The 20411-nt window shown below is 67.7% G+C and carries 18 protein-coding genes; 3 read left to right on the top strand and 15 right to left on the bottom strand.

What is annotated here, in order from left to right; all coding sequences use genetic code 11:
• Positions 1-10: 10 nt before the first annotated feature.
• The 14 genes from K7G19_RS12565 to sdhC form a co-directional block, all read right to left on the bottom strand.
• Positions 11-784: a phosphoribosylanthranilate isomerase gene (locus tag K7G19_RS12565; RefSeq protein ID WP_226107517.1), complete on the bottom strand. Its 774-nt coding sequence runs from the start codon at positions 782-784 to the stop codon at positions 11-13.
• On the bottom strand, positions 768-1592 hold the full coding sequence (gene truA, locus K7G19_RS12560) for a tRNA pseudouridine(38-40) synthase TruA (protein WP_150083588.1): 825 nt from the start codon (positions 1590-1592) through the stop codon (positions 768-770). Before truA ends, K7G19_RS12565 begins: the two co-directional genes overlap by 17 nt.
• A 10-nt stretch (positions 1593-1602) precedes the next feature.
• A complete protein-coding gene (locus K7G19_RS12555) occupies positions 1603-3987 on the bottom strand; it encodes a FimV/HubP family polar landmark protein (protein WP_226107516.1) in 2385 nt (794 codons plus the stop codon).
• A gap of 183 nt (positions 3988-4170) precedes the next feature.
• Entirely contained in the window at positions 4171-5307 is a 1137-nt protein-coding gene (asd, locus tag K7G19_RS12550; RefSeq protein WP_150082706.1) for an aspartate-semialdehyde dehydrogenase, read from the bottom strand.
• Positions 5308-5593: 286 nt separating this feature from the next.
• The gene (leuB, locus tag K7G19_RS12545; protein ID WP_149316996.1) at positions 5594-6661 is read right to left on the bottom strand and encodes a 3-isopropylmalate dehydrogenase; all 1068 of its coding nucleotides are present in this window, start codon (positions 6659-6661) and stop codon (positions 5594-5596) included.
• Positions 6662-6741: 80 nt separating this feature from the next.
• A complete protein-coding gene (leuD, locus tag K7G19_RS12540) occupies positions 6742-7392 on the bottom strand; it encodes a 3-isopropylmalate dehydratase small subunit (protein WP_149316995.1) in 651 nt (216 codons plus the stop codon).
• 33 nt (positions 7393-7425) lie between these two features.
• Positions 7426-8835, bottom strand: a complete 1410-nt coding sequence (gene leuC / locus K7G19_RS12535; protein ID WP_226107514.1) for a 3-isopropylmalate dehydratase large subunit — start codon at positions 8833-8835, stop codon at positions 7426-7428.
• A gap of 401 nt (positions 8836-9236) precedes the next feature.
• A complete protein-coding gene (locus tag K7G19_RS12530) occupies positions 9237-11036 on the bottom strand; it encodes a methyl-accepting chemotaxis protein (RefSeq protein WP_226107512.1) in 1800 nt (599 codons plus the stop codon).
• Between the two features lie 187 nt (positions 11037-11223).
• Positions 11224-12525: a citrate synthase gene (gene gltA, locus K7G19_RS12525; RefSeq protein WP_149316992.1), complete on the bottom strand. Its 1302-nt coding sequence runs from the start codon at positions 12523-12525 to the stop codon at positions 11224-11226.
• Between the two features lie 42 nt (positions 12526-12567).
• Positions 12568-12852, bottom strand: coding sequence for a succinate dehydrogenase assembly factor 2 (locus K7G19_RS12520; protein ID WP_006578088.1), 285 nt, complete (start codon positions 12850-12852; stop codon positions 12568-12570).
• A gap of 52 nt (positions 12853-12904) precedes the next feature.
• Positions 12905-13606, bottom strand: coding sequence for a succinate dehydrogenase iron-sulfur subunit (locus tag K7G19_RS12515; protein WP_149316991.1), 702 nt, complete (start codon positions 13604-13606; stop codon positions 12905-12907).
• Between the two features lie 42 nt (positions 13607-13648).
• Positions 13649-15427 carry a succinate dehydrogenase flavoprotein subunit gene (gene sdhA, locus K7G19_RS12510; protein ID WP_149316990.1) on the bottom strand — a complete coding sequence of 593 codons (1779 nt, stop codon included), beginning with the start codon at positions 15425-15427 and terminating at the stop codon, positions 13649-13651.
• A gap of 3 nt (positions 15428-15430) precedes the next feature.
• The gene (sdhD, locus tag K7G19_RS12505; RefSeq protein WP_255650780.1) at positions 15431-15742 is read right to left on the bottom strand and encodes a succinate dehydrogenase, hydrophobic membrane anchor protein; all 312 of its coding nucleotides are present in this window, start codon (positions 15740-15742) and stop codon (positions 15431-15433) included.
• Positions 15743-15808: 66 nt separating this feature from the next.
• Positions 15809-16219, bottom strand: coding sequence for a succinate dehydrogenase, cytochrome b556 subunit (sdhC, locus tag K7G19_RS12500; protein WP_006578084.1), 411 nt, complete (start codon positions 16217-16219; stop codon positions 15809-15811).
• On the opposite strand from sdhC, the gene K7G19_RS12495 reads away from it, so the two are divergent.
• Positions 16218-16550: a hypothetical protein gene (locus K7G19_RS12495; protein WP_226107510.1), complete on the top strand. Its 333-nt coding sequence runs from the start codon at positions 16218-16220 to the stop codon at positions 16548-16550. The genes sdhC and K7G19_RS12495 overlap by 2 nt on opposite strands.
• Before the next feature lie 63 nt (positions 16551-16613).
• Here K7G19_RS12495 and K7G19_RS12490 read toward each other — a convergent pair whose 3' ends face one another.
• Positions 16614-17519: a GntR family transcriptional regulator gene (locus K7G19_RS12490; RefSeq protein WP_226107508.1), complete on the bottom strand. Its 906-nt coding sequence runs from the start codon at positions 17517-17519 to the stop codon at positions 16614-16616.
• 421 nt (positions 17520-17940) lie between these two features.
• Between K7G19_RS12490 and K7G19_RS12485 the strand changes: the two genes are divergently transcribed.
• Positions 17941-18924, top strand: coding sequence for a malate dehydrogenase (locus tag K7G19_RS12485; protein ID WP_006578853.1), 984 nt, complete (start codon positions 17941-17943; stop codon positions 18922-18924).
• 241 nt (positions 18925-19165) lie between these two features.
• Positions 19166-20146 carry a CoA ester lyase gene (locus tag K7G19_RS12480; RefSeq protein WP_226107506.1) on the top strand — a complete coding sequence of 327 codons (981 nt, stop codon included), beginning with the start codon at positions 19166-19168 and terminating at the stop codon, positions 20144-20146.
• The last annotated feature ends 265 nt before the right edge of the window (positions 20147-20411 follow it).

The following is a 20411-nucleotide window of genomic DNA, read 5'->3' as shown; positions in this document are numbered from 1 at the left end:
GTCGCCAGGCTCAGGCGGCGTGGTTGGCATCCGCGGCGCGCACCGCGCGCACGAAGTCGGCGATGCGGGCGGGATCCTTGACGCCCTTGGCCGCCTCCACGCCGCTGCTGACATCGACGGCGTAGGGGCGCACGCGCTCAATCGCGCCAGCCACGTTTTGCGCGTTCAACCCACCACTCAAAACGATGCGAGGAGCGGCGCTTGCGGTTCGATTGCCGTTGCATGGTGATGTGCTGGGGCGAGGCGCAATCCATCCGGGAGGGATCAGGGTCCAGTCGAAGGCGTGGCCGCCGCCGCCATAGCCTTCGACGAAGGCATCGAGCAGGATGGCCGCGGCGTCACGATATTGATCGCCGAATTCTACCAAATCGAGGCCGGGGCGCACACGCGCGGCGCGCAGGAACGGCAGCCGGCAGCGCTGGGCGGCGCGCGCGCAGTCCTGCGCGCTCTCGTCGCCGTGGAACTGCAGCAGCGACAGCGGCACGCGCTCGGCCACGTGGGCGATGTCCTCGGCGTCGGCATTGACGAACAGGCCGACCACCGCGACGAAGGGGCCGGCGGCCTCGGCCAGCGCCGCGGCGCGGGCCACGTCGACATGGCGGGGACTGCCGGGATAGAACACCAGCCCGATCGCATCGGCGCCGGCGTCGACCGCCGCGCGCACATCGTCCTCGCGCGTCAGCCCGCAGATCTTGATGCGGGTGCGCGGGCGGACCGGCACAAACTCGGCCGGCGCAGCGGCGGGCGCGGCTGCGGCGCCGGGCGCGCTAGTTGGCGAAGGCATCGGCAAACACTCCATGAAACAGGCTGCCGGCCGGATCGGCGGCCGGGATGCCATAGGGCTCAGGATACCTGACCCCGGCCAGATACAGGCCGTCCGGCATGAAGGTGGGCGCGGCCATGCTGCGCTGGCGCGAGGCCAGCACCTCGGCCAGCCACGAGGCCGGATAGCGACCCCGCCCCACCGCCACCAGGCAACCCATCAGGTTGCGGACCATGTGGTGCAGGAAGGCGCTGGCGCGAAAACGCAGGAACACCCAGTCGCGGTCGGCGTGGATGCGGATCTCGTACATCGTCTTGACCGGCGACTTTGCCTGGCATTCGGCGGCGCGGAAGGCCGAGAAATCGTGCTCGCCGATCAGGCAGGCGGCGGCCTCGCGCATCGCGTCCACGTCGAGCCGCTTGCCCGGCGGCAGCATCAGGTAGCCGGCGCGGCCGTGCACCAGCGGCGCGCGGTGCGGTCCGGTATAGAGCGCGTAGTAATAGGTCCGCTCGAAGGCGGCAAAGCGCGCGTGAAACGCCTCGTCGACCGGCTTGGCCCATTGCAGCGCGATCGTCGGCGGCAGGAAGGCATTGACGCCGCGCACCCAGGAGAACGGTTCGCGCGACAGCACGGTATCGAGATGGATCACCTGCCCCAGCGCATGCACCCCGGCATCGGTGCGCCCCGCCACGGTGGTCGGAAGCCGCTCGCCGGCGAAGCGGGCGATGGCGTCCTCCAGCACGTCCTGCACGGTATTGCGATGCGGCTGGGACTGCCAGCCGGAGAAGGCGGTGCCGTCGTAGTGGAGGCCGAGGGCAAGACGGGTCATGGATGCGAGGTTACGGACGCGGGGGCGTGTCGGCGGGCTTGTCGGGGGGCGCCATGATATCAGGCGAGCCCTTGCGGGGCTGGTCGCCCGGGTCGTTGGCGTCGGCGTCGGCGTCGGCGTCGGCGTCGGCGTCGGCGTCGGCGGCGTCGGCGGCGTCGGCGGCGTCGGCGGCATCTGCGGCATGGCGGCCGGCATCCCCGCCGGCATCGAGGTCGAGCGAGATCCCGCCGAGGTCGAAGGCCAGCGGGCGGGGCATGGGCGCGGCGGCGCGGGCGGTGTGCGATACGCCGCCGGCGCCCTCGTCGCCGTCATTGACCTGGATGCCCTCGTTGCCCGCATCTGCCTCGATGCCCTCGATGTCCTCGATGCCCTCGATGTCCTCGATGTCCTCGATGTCCTCGATGTCCTCGATGTCCTCCATGCCCTCGTCGGCCTCGATGCCCTCGCCAGCCTCGTCGCCCTCGCGGGCCGCGATCGAGGGACCGGCGAAGGCCTGCGCCGCGGACGCCGGTGCCGCGATGGGCTGGTCACCGGCGGGCGCCGGGAAGGCGTCCAGCGGCAGGCTCAGGCCGGTCAGCGCGACCGGCGCACCGGCGAGGATGTCGTCGCCCGAGCGGGGCACGCCCGGCTCTCCAGCCAGCGGCCGGCGCTGGCGGCGATACAGCGCGTAGCCCCCCAGCAGCGCGATCGCCAGGCCGCCGCCCGGCAAGGTCCACGGGCTCTGCAGCAGCGTGTCGAACCAGGAGGCCGAGGCGCGCAGCGGCGAGACGGCGGGAGTGGAGGCGGCAGCGGACGCCGCTGGCGCAGCCGCGGCGGGCTGCGCGCCCTGGGTGACCGAGGCCGGCGCAGCCGCGGCGGGCTGCGCGCCCTGGGTGGCCGAAGCCGGCGCTGCCGCGCCAGGCGGCGTCCCCTGGGCAACAACCGGGGCGGGCGCGGCTGCTGCAGGCTGCGTGCCTTGCGCGACCGTGGCCGGCGCCGCCGGTGCGCTGGCGCCCTGCCCCTGCACCCCACCCTGCCCGTCCGGCCCCAGCCTGGCCAGCTCGGCGCTCTTCATCTCCAGCAGGCGCTGCATGTCGCCGACGTTCTTGCGCAGCTGCGTCAGGCGCTCCTCCGCCTCGCGCAGCTGGCGTTCACGTGCGACCTGTGCTTCCGTGGTCTCGCCCTTGGGCGCCACGGCGCCGGCCTCCGGCTTGCTGAGCCGCAGTTCGTCGCGGGCCTGTTCGGGCACGGCGGCATCGCGCACGCGCGCGGTGATCTGGCCCCGCTGCTGCTGGCCGCTTTGCGGCTGCACCTGCATCGCGGCAGCGGCATCGGCCAGGCGGTTGCGGTAGGCGTCGAAGGCGCGGGTATGGGCGACGATCTCGCGGCGCGCCTCGGGCCCGGCGATCGTGCCGGCCTGCTGCGCCGACGGCAGCGACAGCACCGCGCCGGCCTTCAGGCGGTTCATGTTGCCGGCGATGAAGGCGTCGCGATTGGCGCGGTACAGCGCCACCACCATCTGATCGAGCGAGACGTCGTCGGCCACCACGCGCTGCTGCGCGAGCTCCCGCGCGATGCCGTACAGATGGTCGCCACGGCGCACGGTATAGCTGCCGCCGGCCATGGCGGGCGACTTCGTGGCGGGCTTGGCGGCCGGCTTCGTGACCGAGTCGGCGGTGGCGTTCGCGCCCGGCTTCGCACCCGAGTTGGCAGTGGCGGCCGGCCGTTCCTGATCGGGCGCGGCAGCCGACGGCCCGGCCGGCTCCGGCGTGGCGGCCTGCACCAGCGGCGCCGCGCCGGCGTCGGGCTGCGCCGCGATGGCGGGATCGGCCGGCGGCGGGGCAAGCAGCACGGTGTAGGCCCTGGTCACAGTCCCCGTTGTGCCCGTTGCCCCAGTTGCCCCAGTTGTGCCCGTTGTGCCCGTTGTGCCCGTTGTGCCCGTTGTGCCGGTTGTGGCCGTTGTGCCCGTTGCCCCCGTTGTCCCCACGGTTCCCGCTGGCCCGCGCAGCTCGAGCAGCAGGTCGATGAAGTTCTCCCCCACCGGCTGCGCCGAGCGCAGCCGCGCCACCGGGCGGCCGTCGGCATTGCGCGTCAGCTCGATCCGCAGCCCCTCGGCCCCCGCCGGGTAGGTCAGCCCCGCCGCGGCATAGGCCTGCGGCGACGCCAGTGCCACCGTCAGGCCCTCGGCCTCTCCGGCCGCGACATCGCGCAGCTCGATCTCCGCCTGCAGCGGCTGGCCCTGCCCCGAGAGCACCTGCAGCGAACCGAGCGCCGCGGCGTGAGCGGCCGACGGCAGCAGCGCCTGGCTCAGCAGCACGCCGAGAGCGGCGGCCGCCAGCGCGTGGCGGCGCGGGCGGCGCGCACCTTGCGCACGGTGCGGATGGTTCGGCGTGGGGTGGCGGCGATGGTGGCTCACAGGGACCTCATGCGGGGTGGGGGTTCGACGGGCGATCGCGCGAAAGCACGGTATTGTGACCCAGGACCCCGACGGAACAATGTCCGGAAACGACGACGCCGCGCATCGGCGCGGCGTCGTTGGCCAGCGGGTGGCGCGGCGGCGGCCTGCATGTTGCCTTGCCGCAACGCCACCTCGGCGGGATCAGCTCTCGATCAGGATCCGCAGCATGCGGCGCAGCGGCTCGGCGGCGCCCCACAGCAGCTGGTCGCCGACGGTGAAGGCCGACAGGTACTCGCCGCCCATCTGCATCTTGCGCAGGCGGCCGACCGGGATCGTCAGCGTGCCGGTCACCGCGGCCGGCGTCAGGTCGGTCATGCTGGCTTCGCGGGTGTTCGGCACGACCTTGGCCCACGGGTTATGGGCGGCCAGCATGCCTTCGATCTCGTCCAGCGGCACGTCGCGGCGCAGCTTGATGGTCAGCGCCTGCGAGTGGCAGCGCATCGCGCCGATGCGTACGCACAGGCCGTCGACCGCGATCGGCGTGGCGCCGGTCGCACCGAGGAAGCCGTCGCCGCGGCCCAGGATCTTGTTGGTCTCGGCGCCGCCCTTCCATTCCTCGCGCGACACGCCGTTGCCCAGGTCCTTGTCGATCCACGGAATCAGGTTGCCGGCCAGCGGCACGCCGAACTGCTTGGTCTCTTCGCCGGACAGGCCGTGCTGGGTCGCCAGGATGGTGCGGTCAATCTCGAGGATGGCCGAGGCCGGATCGTCCAGCAGCGGCTTGACCGCGGCGTTCAGCGTGCCGAACTGCGTCAGCAGCTCGCGCATGTGCTGCGCGCCGCCGCCCGAGGCGGCCTGGTAGGTCATCGAGGTCATCCACTCGACCAGGTCGTGCTGGAACAGCCCGCCCAGGCCCATCAGCATGCAGCTGACCGTGCAGTTGCCGCCGATGAAATTCTTGACGCCCTTGGACAGCGCGTCCTTGATCACACCCTGGTTGACCGGATCGAGCACGATGATCGCGTCGTCCTTCATCCGCAGCGACGAGGCGGCATCGATCCAGTAGCCCTTCCAGCCTGCGGCGCGCAGCTTGGGGAAGACCTCGTTGGTGTAGTCGCCGCCCTGGGCGGTCAGCACGACGTCGCAGCGCTTGAGCGCCTCGATGTCGTTGGCGTCCTGCAGCGTGGTTTCGTTCTTCGCCATCGCCGGGGCCTTGCCGCCTGCGTTGGACGTGCTGAAGAAAACCGGCTCGATATGGTCGAAGTCGCGCTCTTCCTGCATGCGTTGCATCAGCACGCTGCCGACCATTCCTCGCCAACCGACGAGACCTACAATCATGACAAACCTCGGATGTGATTGAAACTTCCCCGCATTTTCCTCGCCCGGCGTGGCTGCGCGGGGAAGACGAGCAGGCACGACGAACGATCTAGGCGATCGTGGTTTTAATAATGGTTTTAATCGTCGTTGCGGTGATGGTGCCGCGCGCACCCGCGCCCGTCGTCGCGCGCAGGGCGGCCGTCGAGGCGATGTCAGTCGGAAGGGACCGGGGGTTCGGGAGCATCGGCGCAGTCTACACGATTTTGCGGGATCCGGCCGGGGCGCACGCGCCCCGGCCTGCGAGCCCTTACAGCGCGGCCAGCACGGCCTCGCCCATCTCGCGGGTGCCGACCTGCCGGCAACCCGGCGTGACGATGTCCGCGGTGCGGTAGCCCTGGGCCAGCACGGACTTGACGGCGTTCTCGATGCGGTCGGCCTGCTCGGCCTTGTTCAGCGAATAGCGCAGCATCATCGCCGCCGACAGGATGGTCGCCAGCGGGTTGGCGACGCCCTTGCCGGCGATGTCCGGCGCCGAACCGTGCGAGGGCTCGTACAGGCCCTTGTTGTTGGCGTCCAGCGAGGCCGAAGGCAGCATGCCGATCGAGCCCGTCAGCATCGCCGCCTCGTCCGACAGGATGTCGCCGAACATGTTGCCGGTGACGATCACGTCGAAGCTCTTGGGTGCCTTGATCAGCTGCATCGCCGCGTTGTCGACGTACATGTGCGACAGCTCGACGTCCGGATACTCCTTCGAGACCTCGATCACGATGTCCTTCCAGAACTGGAAGGTCTCCAGCACGTTGGCCTTGTCGACGCTGCACAGCTTCTTGCCGCGCTTGGCCGCAGCCTGGAACGCCACGTGGGCGATGCGGCGGATTTCCGGCTCGCTGTAGCGCATCGTGTCGAAGCCCTCGCGCGCGCCGGGGAACAGCCCGTCGGTCGCCGTGCGCACGCCGCGCGGCTGGCCGAAATAGATGTCGCCGTTCAGCTCGCGCACGATCAGGATGTCCAGGCCCGCCACCAGCTCGGGCTTCAGGCTCGAGGCGCCGGTCAGCTCGGGATAGCAGATCGCCGGGCGGAAGTTGGCGAACAGCTGCAGATGCTTGCGCAGGCCCAGGATGGCCTGCTCGGGGCGCAGCGCGCGCTCCAGGCTGTCGTACTTCCAGTCGCCCACCGCGCCGAACAGGATCGCATCGGCCTGCTGGGCCAGCTTGAGCGTCTCCTCGGGCAGCGGGTGGCCCTTGGCCTCGTAGCCGGCGCCGCCCACCGGGGCGGTTTCCATCTCGAACTTCTCGTCGAGCGCGTTCAGGACCTTGACGGCCTGTTCGACGATCTCGGGGCCGATGCCGTCGCCCGGCAGGACTGCGATCTTCATGCTGTGTTTGCCTTGTTGTCGTTTCGGTTCGTTGCAATGCGCGCGCGGCTCGGCGCGCGCTGTGCGGTGCTACGGCGGCGTCAGCCGACCAGCCGGTTGTTCAGCCACGGCATCTTCGTCACGCGCTCGGCCTCGAAGGCGCGGATCTTGTCCGCGTGGCGCAGCGTCAGGCCGATATCGTCGAAGCCGTTCAGCATGCAGTACTTGCGGAACGGCGCGATGTCGAACTCGAAGCCCGCGCCCGACGGCGTGATCACGGCCTGGCGCTCCAGGTCGATGGTCAGCTGGTAGCCGTTGAAGGCGTTGGTCTCGTTGAACAGCTGGTCGACCTGGGCCGCGGTCAGCACCACCGGCAGCAGGCCGTTCTTGTAGCAGTTGTTGAAGAAGATGTCGGCGAAGCTCGGCGCGATCACCGCGCGGAAGCCGTACTGCGTCAGCGCCCACGGCGCATGCTCGCGGGAGCTGCCGCAGCCGAAGTTCTCGCGCGCCAGCAGGATCGACGCGCCCTGGTAGCGCGGCTGGTTCAGCACGAAGTCCGGGTTCAGCGGGCGCTTGCTGTTGTCCTGGCCGGGCTGGCCGACATCGAGATAGCGCCATTCGTCGAACAGGTTCGGGCCGAAGCCCGTGCGCTTGATCGACTTGAGGAATTGCTTCGGGATGATCGCGTCGGTATCGACGTTGGCACGATCGAGCGGCGCCACCAGGCCCTTGTGTACAGTGAACTTTTCCATGGTCTCGTCCTTGGTTCCGGGGTCGGCGATGCGTCAGCCGAGCTGGCGGATATCGACAAAATGGCCTTCGATCGCGGCCGCCGCGGCCATCGCCGGGCTGACCAGATGCGTGCGGCCGCCGGCGCCCTGCCGGCCCTCGAAATTGCGGTTCGAGGTCGAGGCGCAGCGCTCGCCCGGATCGAGCCGGTCGGCATTCATCGCCAGGCACATCGAGCAGCCCGGCTCGCGCCATTCGAAGCCGGCGGCCTTGAAGACCTTGTCCAGCCCTTCGCGCTCGGCCTGTTCCTTGACCAGGCCCGAGCCCGGCACCACCATCGCCAGCTTGACGTTCGGGGCGATGCGGCGGCCCAGCTTCTGCACCACCCAGGCGGCGGCGCGCATGTCCTCGATCCGGCTGTTGGTGCACGAGCCGATGAACACCTTGTCGATGCGCACGTCCTGGATCGGCACGTTCGGCTGCAGGCCCATGTACTGCAGCGCGCGTTCGATCGCGTTGCGCTTGTTCGGGTCCTTTTCCTTGTCCGGATCGGGAATGCGGTCCTCGATGCTGATCACCATTTCGGGCGAGGTGCCCCAGGTGACCTGCGGACGCACTTCCTCGGCACGCAGCTCGACCACGCGGTCGAAATGCGCGCCCGGGTCCGAATGCAGCGTGCGCCAGTAGGCGACCGCCTGCTCCCATTCGGCGCCCTGCGGCGCGTAGGGACGGCCCTTGACGTATTCCAGCGTGACGTCGTCGACGGCGATCAGGCCGGCGCGCGCGCCCGCTTCGATCGCCATGTTGCAGACCGTCATGCGCCCTTCCATGGTCAGGTCGCGGATCGCCGAGCCGGCGAACTCGATGGTGTAGCCGGTACCGCCCGCGGTGCCGATCTTGCCGATGATGGACAGCACGATGTCCTTGGCGGTGCAGCCGCGCGGCAGCTTGCCCTCGACCTTGACCAGCATGTTCTTCGCCTTCTTGCCCAGCAGCGTCTGCGTGGCCAGCACGTGCTCGACCTCGGAGGTGCCGATGCCGTGCGCCAGCGCGCCGAAGGCGCCGTGCGTGCTGGTGTGCGAGTCGCCGCAGACCACCGTCATGCCCGGCAGCGTCGCGCCCTGCTCCGGTCCGATCACGTGCACGATGCCCTGGCGGTGGTCGTTCATCTTGAACTGCGTGATGCCGTAGGCGTCGCAGTTGGCGTCCAGCGTGTCGACCTGCAGCCTGGAGATCGGATCGGCGATGCCGTGGCTGCGGTCGGTGGTCGGCACGTTGTGGTCGGACACCGCCAGGTTCGCGCTGATGCGCCACACCGGCCGCTCGGCCAGCTTCAGCCCTTCGAACGCCTGCGGGCTGGTCACCTCGTGCAGCAGGTGCCGGTCGATATAGAGCAGCGTGGTGCCGTCTTCCTCGACGTGCACGGTATGGTCGTCCCAGAGTTTGTCGTAGAGCGTCTTGGCCATGTCGCGGGGGGCGGCGACAGCCTCGCCGAGGCGGGCCGGCACCGCTGATAGAAGTTGCGGGGAGGAGGTCTTCGCAGCGTCGGTTGCAACGCGGGGCTGCGTGGCTGCGTTTGCTTGACTTCGGGGGGAATTATGCCGGAAACCCCGGCGAAACAAGGGTTTGGCGCCGCCAGCGATGTAATGTGATTGGCGAAAGGGGGATTTCGCGGATGGCGAAAACGGGGTTTTGGCGCCGGTTTTGACACCGTTCTCGAACGCCCCGTTTCGCAAGGCCTCGTTTCGCAAGGCCGCGTTTTGCAAGGGCGCGTTTTTCAGGGCCGCGCTTTTCGGGGCCTTGCAAGGCCGGCGGCGGGCGGCTGCCCGCTCGCCCGCCCCTTCCCTCCGTCAAGCCGTCGATGCCCTCAATCCAGCCTGAACGTCCGCACCACGCCGGCCAGCCGGCCCGCCTGGTCCTGCAGCATCGTGGCCGCCGCGGTCGACTGCTCCACCAGCGCCGCGTTCTGCTGGACCATCTGGTCGAGCTGCCCCACCGCGGCATTGACCTCCTGGATGCCGCGCGTCTGCTCCTGCGCCGCATGCAGGATTTCGGAGATCACCTGCGACACGCTGTTCACGTTGCCGACGATCTCGCGCATGGTGCCGCCGCTGCGCTCGACCTGCTCGGAGCCGGCGTTGACGCTGCTGACCGTCGACTCGATCAGCGTCTTGATTTCCCTGGCGGCCTGAGAACTGCGCTGCGCCAGCGAGCGCACTTCGCCCGCCACCACCGCAAAGCCGCGCCCCTGCTCGCCGGCGCGCGCCGCTTCCACGGCGGCGTTCAGCGCAAGGATATTGGTCTGGAACGCGATGCCGTCGATCACGCCGGTGATGTCCGACACCTTGACCGCCGCCTGCTGCACGTCCCCCATGGTCTGGACCGCGGCGTCGATCGCCTGCCCGCCCTCGTTGGCGACCTGCCTGGCCTGCACCGACGAGCGCTCGGCGGCGCGGGCAGACGCTTCGGACTGCCCCACCGTGGCCGTGATCTGCTCCATCGACGCGGCGGTCTGCTGCAGGCTCGCGGCCGCCGATTCGGTGCGACGCGACAGGTCGGCATTGCCGGCGGCGATCTCGTTGGCGGCCCCGTGCACGGCCTCGCTGGCATCGCGGATCTGCCGCATCACGCCGACCAGCTTGTCGGCAAACGCGTTGAAGGCGACGGCGATCTGCGCGACTTCGTCCTTGCCCTGCGCCGGCAGCCGGCGCGTCAGGTCGCCGTCGCCGCTGCCGATGGCCGCCATCGCATCGCGGATCGACGACAGGCGGCGGAACGAGACCGCCGTCACGGCCGCCATGATCAGCGCGGCGGCCAGCGCAACGACGACCAGCGAGATCACCGAGGCGACCAGCACCGAACGCATGCCCGCGGTGGCCTCGGCCTTGTCCAGCGCGATCACCGCCATCCAGTCCGTGCCCGGAACGGCGGTGACGCCCAGCAGCTTGGCCTCGTCGCCGACCATCACCTCCATCGGCGTGTCGAGCCCCAGCTGCGCCGCCAGCTTGTCGCCGTCGAGACCCGGAATCAGTTCGCCGATCGGCTTGAGCATCAGCTTGTCGTCGCCGTACGCGACGATCTGGCCGTTGCGCGACACCAGGATGCCGAAGCTGCTCGGCGTCGGATGGATCGAGCGCACGTTGTTGACCACGCCGTCCATCGGCACATTGCCGCCGACCACGGCGCGCAGGCTGCCGTCGCGGACGATCGGCACCGCGAACGTCACCACCATCTTGCCGGTACTGGCCGAGACATAAGGCGGGGTGACCACCGGCTTGCCGGCGGCCGCGGCGAGCTTGTACCACGGCCGCGAGGTCGGGTCGAAGCCCGGCTTCACGCTCTCGGGATTCGAGAAATGGTGGCGCTTGTCGGGGTAGCCGACGAAGGTGTTCAGAAACCCGCCGGCCTCGACGATCAGCTTGAGCACGGGGCCGGGATCCTCCTGCAGCGCGGCCTCGTGCAGCGCGGCCATGCTGACCGTGTGGGCCGACACCCATTCGGCGATGGCATCGACATGGCCGGCCTGCACCGCGCGCAGGTTGTTGCGGATGGCTTCGTCGTTGTAGCGGGAGGCAACGAGGTGATTGACGAAGGCGTTGCAGACCAGCGCGACGACGACGATGGCGACGGAAAATCCAACGATGCGCGCGCGCAGCGAGGCAAACATGTGATTACCCCTTCTCTTGTGATGGGCCGGATGCAGACGATTGCTGCATCGATTTACGGCGCACTGGACGAAAGGGTTGAGTAGGGACAAATCCCTGTTCAGAAATCGCGCTCGCTAGCCGCGCCCCAAAAAAAACGCCCCGTGCCGAAGCACGGGGCGTCCTCTGACGCGGAACGGGATGCGGGAATCAGCGCTTGCCCATCTCCGGCACGTCGCGGGTCGCGGCGCCGTTGAACAGCTGGCGCGGACGGCCGATCTTGTACTCCGGATCGGTGATCATCTCTTCCCACTGCGAGATCCAGCCCACGGTGCGGGCCAGCGCGAAGATGCAGGTGAACATCGAGGTCGGGATGCCCAGCGCGCGCTGCACGATGCCCGAGTAGAAGTCGACGTTCGGGTACAGCTTGCGGCTGACGAAGTACTCGTCTTCCAGCGCGATCTTCTCGAGCTCCATCGCCAGCTTGAACAGCGGGTCGTTGTGCAGGCCCAGCTCGTTCAGCACCTCGTGGCAGGTCTCGCGCATCAGCTTGGCGCGCGGGTCGTAGTTCTTGTAGACGCGGTGGCCGAAGCCCATCAGGCGCACGCCCGAGTTCTTGTCCTTGACCTGCTTGATGAACTCGCTGATGTTGTCGACGCTGCCGATCTCTTCCAGCATGTTCAGCGCCGCCTCGTTGGCGCCGCCGTGAGCCGGGCCCCACAGGCAGGCCACGCCCGAGGCGATCGCCGCGAACGGGTTGGTGCCCGACGAACCGGCCAGGCGCACGGTCGAGGTCGAGGCGTTCTGCTCGTGGTCGGCGTGCAGGATGAAGATGCGGTCCAGCGCGCGCTCGAGCACCGGGTTGACCTGGAACGGCGCGCACGGGGTGGCGAACATCATGCGCATGAAGTTGCCGGTGTACGACAGGTCGTTCTGCGGATAGATGTACGGCTGGCCGATGTTGTACTTGTAGGACATCGCGACCAGGGTCGGCATCTTGGCGATCAGGCGGATCGCCGAGATTTCGCGCTGGTGCGGATCGTTGATGTCCATCGCGTCGTGATAGAACGCGGACATGCCGCCCACCAGGCCGGTCAGCACGGCCATCGGGTGCGCGTCGCGGCGGAAGCCGCGCATGAAGAACTGCATCTGCTCGTGAACCATCGTGTGGTTCATCACGCGGCCGACGAATTCTTCCTTCTGCTTGGCGTTGGGCAGCTCGCCCTTGAGCAGCAGGTAGCAGACCTCGAGGAAGTCGCACTTCTCGGCCAGTTGCTCGATCGGATAGCCGCGGTACAGCAGTTCGCCCTTGTCACCGTCGATATAGGTGATACGGGAATTGCAGGAGGCCGTCGACATGAAACCCGGGTCGTAGGTGAACTTGCCGGTCTGGCCGTACAGCTTGCGGATGTCGATCACGTCCGGGCCGACGGTACCCTTGTAGATCGGCAGCTCGACGCTGGGGGACCCATCGGAGAACGATAGCGTGGCTTTCACATCGGACGGCGTCATGTCGGTTCCTTCAAATGCTAAGAATAATAGTGTTGACCAAACTCACACCGAGCGCAGCAGGCCTAGCAGCTTGCGCATCGGCGGCGTGTCGAGCTCACCGTCCAGCTCCTTGCGGGCAAGCAGCAGGTCCATCAACTCGTTGTCGCTGAGCTCGAGCAGCTCGCTCAGCGATGCCACGTCCTCGTCGGACAGGCTCTCCTCGTAACGGTTGAAAAAACGTTCGACGATGATGTCGTTCTCCAGCAGGCCGCGGCGCGCGCGCCAGCGCAGTCGCGCCCGCTTGTGCGGGTCGGCCTGATGGGAGAAAGTGGTGGGGTGATCCGTCATATGGCTTGGCCTTCACGGACGACGCCGTGGGGCGTCGTCCGGTCCAGCAGGTTCAGACCGCGCGGCGAACCATCAATTCCCGAATCTTGCCGATCGCCTTGGTCGGATTCAGTCCCTTCGGGCACACATCCACGCAGTTCATGATGGTGTGGCAGCGGAACAGGCGATACGGGTCGTTCAGGTCGTCCAGACGCTGGTTGGTGGCCTGGTCGCGGCTGTCGGCGATGAAGCGGTAGGCCTGCAGCAGGCCGGCCGGGCCGACGAACTTGTCCGGGTTCCACCAGAACGACGGGCACGAGGTCGAGCAGCTCGCGCACAGAATACACTCGTACAGGCCGTCGAGCTCGTCGCGCTCTTCCGGCGACTGCAGGCGCTCCTTCTCGGGCGGCGGCTCGTCGTTGATCAGGAACGGCTTGATCGAGTGGTACTGCTTGAAGAACTGCGTCATGTCGACGATCAGGTCGCGCACGACGGGCAGGCCCGGCAGCGGACGCAGCACGATGCGGTCCGGCAGCTCGCGCATGTTGGTCAGGCAGGCCAGGCCGTTCTTGCCGTTGATGTTCATCGCGTCCGAACCGCACACGCCTTCGCGGCAGGAGCGGCGGAACGAGATGCTCTCGTCGAGCTTCTTGAGCTTGACCAGGGCATCGAGCAGCATGCGCTCGTGACCGTCGAGCTCGACCTCGTAGGTCTGCATGCGGGGCGCCGCGTCCTTGTCCGGATCGTAGCGGTAGACTTCGAAAATACGCTTCATTTCTGTGGGTCCTGTAGTCGTCTGTAGTCGCCTACGCGGTGCTTAGAAGGTGCGGGCCTTGGGCGGAACGCTTTCGACCGTCAGCGGCTGCATCTTGACCGGCTTGTAGTCGAGACGGTTGCCTTCGCTGTAGAACAGCGAGTGCTTGAGCCAGTTCTCGTCGTCGCGGGTCGGGAAGTCGCTGTGGGCGTGGGCGCCGCGCGATTCCTTGCGCGCCGCGGCCGAGATCATCGTGGCCTTGGCCACTTCGACCAGGTTGGCCACTTCCAGCGCCTCGACCAGCGCGGTGTTGAACACCTTCGACTTGTCCTTCAGGTGGATGTTGTCCGAACGCTCGGCCACTTCCAGGATGCGCTGCACGCCTTCGTCCATCAGCTTCTGCGTGCGGAACACGCCGGCGTGCGACTGCATGTTGCGGCGGATGTCGTTGGCGACGTCCTGCGCATACTCGCCCGACGAGGACGACTGCAGCTTGGCCAGGCGCGACAGCGCGCGGTCGGCGGCGTCCGCCGGCAGCGGCTTGTGTTCCTTCTGCTTGAGCGCGGTCGAGATGATGTGGTTGCCGGCGGCGCGGCCGAACACCACCAGGTCCAGCAGCGAGTTGGTGCCCAGGCGGTTGGCGCCGTGCACCGACACGCAGGAGCATTCGCCGATCGCGTAGAAGCCGTTGACGACCTCGTTGGGGTTGCCGTTCTTCGGCACCACCACCTGGCCGTAGTAGTTGGTCGGAATGCCGCCCATCTGGTAGTGGATGGTGGGCACGACCGGGATCGGTTCCTTGATCGCGTCGACGTTGGCGAACTTCAGGCCGATCTCGCGGATCGACGGCAGGCGCTTCATGATCTTCTCGGCGCCGACGTGGGTCAGGTCGAGCAGCACGTAGTCGCCGTTCGGGCCGCAGCCGCGGCCTTCCTTGATTTCCTGGTCCATCGAGCGCGAGACGAAGTCGCGCGGCGCCAGGTCCTTCAGCGTCGGCGCATAGCGCTCCATGAAGCGTTCGCCGTCCTTGTTGCGCAGGATGCCGCCTTCGCCGCGCACGCCTTCGGTGATCAGCACGCCCGCGCCGGCCACGCCGGTCGGGTGGAACTGCCAGAACTCCATGTCTTCCAGCGGCACGCCGGCGCGCGCCGCCATGCCCAGGCCGTCACCGGTGTTGATGAAGGCGTTGGTCGACGCGGCGTAGATGCGGCCGGCGCCGCCGGTGGCGAACAGCGTGGTCTTGGCTTCGAGGATGTAGACCTCGCCGGTTTCCATTTCCAGCGCGGTCACGCCCAGCACGTCGCCGTCCTGGTCGCGGATCAGGTCCAGCGCCATCCATTCGACGAAGAAGTGGGTCTTGGCGCGGACGTTGCGCTGGTACAGCGTGTGCAGCAGCGCGTGGCCGGTACGGTCGGCCGCGGCGCAGGCACGCTGCACCGGCTTCTCGCCGTAGTTGGCGGTGTGGCCGCCGAACGGGCGCTGGTAGATCGTGCCGTCGGGGTTGCGGTCGAACGGCATGCCGAAGTGTTCGAGCTCGTAGACCACCTTCGGCGCTTCACGGCACATGAACTCGATGGCGTCCTGGTCGCCCAGCCAGTCCGAGCCCTTGACCGTGTCGTAGAAGTGATAGTGCCAGTTGTCCTCGCTCATGTTGCCGAGCGAGGCACCGATGCCGCCCTGCGCCGCCACCGTGTGCGAGCGCGTGGGGAACACCTTGGAGAGCACGGCGACGTTCAGGCCGGCTTCCGCGAGCTGGAGGGATGCGCGCATCCCGGCGCCGCCCGCCCCGACGATGACCACGTCAAAGCGCCGACGCGGCAATCCAGTCTTGACTGCGACCATGAATTACACCCTCCAGAGAATCTGAGCAGCGTAGCCCGCGCATCCGACGAGCCACAGAATCGTAAGAACTTGCAGCACGAGGCGAACCGCCATCGGCTTCACGTAGTCCATCCAGATGTCGCGCACGCCGATCCAGGCGTGATAGAGCAGCGACAGGATCGTGACGAATGTCAGGATCTTCATCCATTGATTGGCGAACAGGCCCGCCCAGCCCTCATACGAGGCACCGTTCGACAACAGGAACGCCACCGCCAGCACGACGGTGTAGACCACCATCACCACGGCGGTCACGCGTTGCGCCAGCCATTCCTTCATGCCGTAGTGGGCACCGACGACCAGACGCTTGGGACCGATATTGTTATTTGCCACCTTGCATGCTCCTCAAAACACGCCGAACAGCTTCAGACCGAACACGGCGGTCAGAAGCAGGCTGACGATCAGCACGGCGATGGCCGACTTGGCCGACGACGGCTTGTCCACGCCGACGTGCATGTCCAGCAGGAGGAAGCGGATACCGGCGCAGAAATGATGCAGATAGCCCCAGATCAGAACCAGCAGAACCAGCTTGACGAAGCCACCGGACAGAAGGGCCGAGAACTTTGCGAAGCTCAGTTCGGAAGTGACGCTCTGCTCGAAGAGGTAGAGGATGAAAGGAAGGAGGAGGAACAGCAGCGCACCGCTGACGCGATGCAGGATGGACACCTTGCCGGCCCAGGGCAACCGGTAGCGTGCGAGTTGCCCGATACCGATATTCCGGAACTCCGGCCTGGCTTGTTTGACGGCTTCAGCCATGCGAGACCCCATTAGCGATAAAAAAACGAAAGAGCCGAATGCACAATGTGCAAATCCACGTGATTTTAGCGCCTTTGTTGCGCGGCGCACCAATAATTTTCGACTATCGCACACCAACATGGCGGCCGCGACAATCGCGCGCAACGCCATTGCGCAGCGAATCTCGCGGTGCCGGATTTCGCGCCGCCGTCACGCATGCCACGCGCTCGCATCACGCATTGAACGGGCATTGAACGCGCATTCAACACGCCACGCGACACGCAGCCGCGGCGCTCTCCACCACCCCTCGCCGCGCATTCCGATCGCCCTGCGCAATGCCGGCCGCCGTTGACGACAAGGCGCGCAACAATCGCCCGCGTCATGCGTTCTCTCGCGCGTGGGTGCGCGGGGCCGTTCAGCTCAGATCGTTCTGGTAATAGTGCCGCGTGGTCACATACAGCCCGCGCCGCACTTCGACGGGACGGTCGCCATAGGTGAACGAGACCCGCTCCACCGACAGCAGCGGCGAACCGGGTTCGACCGACAGCAGCGCCGCGGCGGTCTCGTCGGCGCTGACGGCGCGGATCTTCTCGGTGGCGCGCACCATGCGCGTGCCGTACTCGGCCTCGAACAGCGCGTACATCGGCCCTTTCCACTCGGTCAGCTTCTCCGCCGTCAGGCCCTTGAAGTTCGCGCCCAGCAGCCAGATGTCGTCGAGCACGGTGGCTTCGCCGGAGAAGAACAGCACGCGGCGGATCTGCACCACGCTGTCGCCGGTGCGGATGTCGAGCAGCCGCGCGATCTCGGCCGGCGCCCGCAGGCGCTTGCATTCGAGCACCCGGCTGGCGCCGTAGTGCGGCTCGCCCTCGTCGGGGACCAGCCGCAGGAATCGGAACTTGACCACGTCTTCGTGATGGGTCGTCACGAAGGTGCCCTTGCCCTGCCGGCGCGCGACCAGGTTCTCCGCCGCGAGCTCGTCGATCGCCTTGCGGACCGTGCCCTGGCTGACCTTGTAGCGGGCCGCCAGCTCCATCTCGCTGGGGATCATCTCGCCCGGCTTCCACTCGCCGGACTGCAGGCTCTGCAGGATCAGCGACTTGATCTGCTGGTAAAGCGGGCTGAAGGTCGGGGAAACCGCCTGGGAAGCGGCCTGGGAAGCGGCGGAGGCAGTGGCCGGGGGGACGGCCGCGGCACTGGCGGCGCTGGAAGCGGCCGGTGCGCTGGCGGGCGTGGACGCCGACGTCCCGGCGCCGGGCGTGGCGGCGCCATCTTGCGCGGCCGTCACGGCGGGGGCGGCGAGGGACGTGGGCAACGTGGACATAGGCGGATTTCACCACAGATCGGCAAAGCGCGTCCAGCACTGCATCAAATGTCTTATGTCTTATATAAGACATATGAATTGACAGCCCATGCCACGGCGCCTACACTCGCGCCCTGTCGTGCGCCCGCGGTCCGCCCACGGATGCGCGTCCCCGGGTGCGCTGTGGTGCGGTTCGCCGCCCGCCTCGGCCGGAATACGGCTGGATGCGGTCCCCGGCTTCGCAGTAGACTTACGCCTTGTCGTCATCCGCGACCCGCCGCGGCACCTCCGCCCGCCCTGCCGAGCGCGGCGCCGGACGGTGCGCCGCCGCCCGTGGCGACAACCTCGCTCCCGGTGTGCCCCGGCGCAATGGCGCGACAATCGCGCGCCGCGCCTCGTGCCGCACCGGCCGGTTTCCCTTTCTTCGTTTGGAGACTTACAGATGGCTAAAGCCCCCATGCGCGTCGCAGTGACCGGCGCCGCTGGCCAGATCGGCTACTCCCTGCTGTTCCGCATCGCCAACGGCGACATGCTCGGCAAAGACCAGCCGGTCATCCTGCAGCTGCTGGACCTGCCGCAGGCCCAGAACGCCGTCAAGGGCGTCGTGATGGAGCTGGAAGACTGCGCGTTCCCGCTGCTGGCCGGCGTGGTGATCACCGACGATCCCAAGGTCGCGTTCAAGGACGCCGACGTCGCGCTGCTGGTCGGCGCCCGTCCGCGCAGCAAGGGCATGGAGCGCAAGGACCTGCTCGAAGCCAATGCGCAGATCTTCACGGTGCAGGGCAAGGCGCTGGACGAAGTCGCCAGCCGCAACGTCAAGGTGCTGGTGGTCGGCAACCCGGCCAACACCAACGCCTATATCGCGATGAAGTCGGCACCGAACCTGCCGAAGGAAAACTTCACCGCGATGCTGCGCCTGGACCACAACCGCGCGCTGTCGCAGATCGCTGCCAAGACCGGCAAGCCGGTGTCGTCGATCGAGAAGCTGTTCGTCTGGGGCAACCACAGCCCGACCATGTACGCCGACTACCGCTACGCGACCGTCGACGGCCAGAGCGTCAAGGACCTGATCAACGACCACGCCTGGAACAACGACGTGTTCCTGCCGACCGTCGGCAAGCGCGGCGCCGCCATCATCGAGGCGCGCGGCCTGTCGTCGGCCGCCTCGGCCGCCAATGCGGCGATCGACCACGTGCGTGACTGGGTGCTGGGCTCGAACGGCAAGTGGGTCACGATGGGCATCCCGTCGGACGGCTCGTACGGCATTCCGCAGGACGTGATGTTCGGCTTCCCGGTCACCACCGCCAACGGCAAGTACGAACTGGTCAAGGGCCTGGAGATCGACGCCTACAGCCAGGAAAAGATCAACATCACGCTGAAGGAACTGGAAGAGGAACGCGCCGGCGTGCAGCACCTGCTGGGCTGATACCCTTCCCTTCGCCGCATGCGAAACCGGGGCACCGCAACGAATCATCGAAGCGGGCCCCGGTTTTTTGTTGGTCCCCGCGTAGGCGTACGTCCGATACCGGCCGCGCCGCCTTCGCTGTAAACGGGTTGTTCCGGCGTTTGCCGTCCTTGCCCTGATGTGCCGCGATGCGGCCGGGCAAGCCAGCCCCGCTTCCCGAATTTTCCCGATTCCCTCTCCCACCGTTAGAGACGAAGACGACGTGCATCCATCCGAAGTCTTGTTCCAGGGCGAAGCCGTACCGGTCCAGTTGCCGGTCTGCGACCACTATGCCGGCAGCGAGAAGCTGATGCGCAAATCGCTGGCGCTGCAGCAGGAGCTCGGCCCGGTATTCGACCTGACGCTCGATTGCGAGGACGGCGCCGCGGTCGGCAGCGAGCGCGAGCATGCGCAGCTGTGCGCGCAGCTGATCAACGGCCCGCTGAACCTGTACAACCGCGTCGGCGTGCGCATCCACGATCCCGCGCATCCGAGCTGGGGCGACGACGTCGATATCCTGGTCGCCGGCGCCGGCGCGCGGCTGGCCTATGTGACGGTGCCCAAGGTCACCGACGTGGTCGAAGTCGCCCGCGTGACCGACCGCGTCAACCAGGCCGCGCGCGCGGCCGGCATCGCCCGCCATATCCCGATCCACGTGCTGATCGAAACCCACGCCGCGCTCGAGCAGGTATTCCGCATCGCCTCGCTGGTGCAGGTCGAATGCCTGAGCTTCGGCCTGATGGATTTCGTGTCGGCGCATCACGGCGCCATTCCCGGCGAGGCGATGCGCTCGCCGCAGCAGTTCGAGCATCCGCTGGTGCGCCGCGCCATGCTGGAGATCTCGGCGGCCTGCCATCGCCACGGCAAGGTGCCCTCGCACAACGTCAGCACCGATATCCAGAACCCGGAGCGCGCCGGCGACGACGCGCGCCGCGCCCGCGCCGAGCTCGGCTTCCTGCGCAAATGGAGCATCCATCCGGCGCAGATCGCGCCGATCGTGCGGGCCTTCCAGCCGGGGGACGAGGAGATCGGCCTGGCCAGCGCGATCCTGCTGGCCGCGCACGAGAACAACTGGGCGCCGATCCGGCACCAGGGCGAGCTGCACGACCGCGCCAGCTACCGCTACTACTGGGCGCTGCTGCAGCGCGCCCATGCGACCGGCGCCACGCTGCCGGCCAATGTGACGGAACTGTTTTTCGGCTAGGCCGGCGCCGGGGGCATCGCCAATGACGGTGCGCCGGCGGTTCGGCAAATCGGCGAGAATAGCGGCGCCGCGTTTGGCGTGAACCCGGCAGACCGGCAGGCCGCAAGGCCAGGACCAAGATCCGGGACCCGTATCCAGGACCAGGGACACGGGACTCAGGACCCAAGACCCAAGACCCAAGACCAATAAGCGCGACAGCGCAGATTCCGCAGATCCAGATCCAATTTCAGATTGAGACCTGCAATTTCCGCATCCACCCATCCAT

Source organism: Cupriavidus sp. DB3, assembly GCF_020418465.1.
Taxonomy (GTDB): domain Bacteria; phylum Pseudomonadota; class Gammaproteobacteria; order Burkholderiales; family Burkholderiaceae; genus Cupriavidus; species Cupriavidus cauae.
Note: the sequence above shows the minus strand (reverse complement) of the source record. Positions and strands in the feature narration are given on the sequence as shown.